We start from the raw sequence: 888 nt of genomic DNA, 5'->3' as shown, positions 1-888 counted from the left end.
GCGCTCTGCATAGGCAGAAAAATCCATGCTACTTGCGGCTTCGCGAACTCTATCGGCAAGCGAACTGACATGCTCTTTGCCGCGCCCCATCACCTCCCGAAAATAACCGGCTATTTCCTGAACAGTTTCCTTGATCTCCAAGGTCGCGGCCTTAACATCATACCACTTGCGCACGGTTTCAATATCCTCGCCGCGCTCCTTCATTTGCCATGCTCCCACTGAGAGCTGTGGCAGCGGTCTCCGGTCAAGCTCTAAAGCCCGCAGGGTTTGAGCCACCTGTATATCACGGTCACCATGTTCCTCTGCATGGGCGGCTCGCTCCAGTGCTTCCTCACGTTGCTCCGCTAGTGTTCTATGATCGATCCGTTCAATAAGGTTGTTACGTTCAAAGCATGAATTGACCGTGTTCGCCCAACCTTCCCGCCATTCCTCTAAAAGCTCGACCTTGTTCCAATCGCGGTTTTTCGTTGTAAAACCTTCTGCAGTGATTTCGCGTGTCGTCAGCATAATATGCGCGTGATAATTACGTTCATCACCATCTTGACCAGGACTATGCCAGGCAATATCGGCCACCATTCCACGACTGACGAAATGTTCGTTACAGAAGGCTGTAATTGCCTCAATGCGTTCGCTTTGGCTAAACTCATGGGGCAGGGCTATGCGAACTTCACGGGCGACTTGGCTATTCTTGCGTGTCTCTGCCGCTTCAACAGCATTCCACAACTCGGCGCGATTATGCACCCATTCTGGTGCGTTTTCTGGGGCAAGAATATGAGTGTGCTCAACGCCGCTACGCCGTTCATAATCAAATACAAGTCCAGTGCGATGATCTTCGATTCGTTCTGCTGCACGATAGGCACTAGCCGCAGTTGCGCTGCGCCCTTGAGA

General features: G+C 52.0%; 1 protein-coding gene. It reads right to left on the bottom strand.

Annotated features, from left to right (window positions below):
• On the bottom strand, window positions 1–888 hold an 888-nt coding region (gene mobQ, locus ABD333_RS47390), incomplete at both ends, for a MobQ family relaxase (protein ID WP_344549505.1).

It is taken from the genome of Actinomadura fulvescens, from assembly GCF_039533225.1.
Taxonomy (GTDB): Bacteria; Actinomycetota; Actinomycetes; order Streptosporangiales; family Streptosporangiaceae; genus Spirillospora; species Spirillospora fulvescens.
Note: the sequence above shows the minus strand (reverse complement) of the source record. Positions and strands in the feature narration are given on the sequence as shown.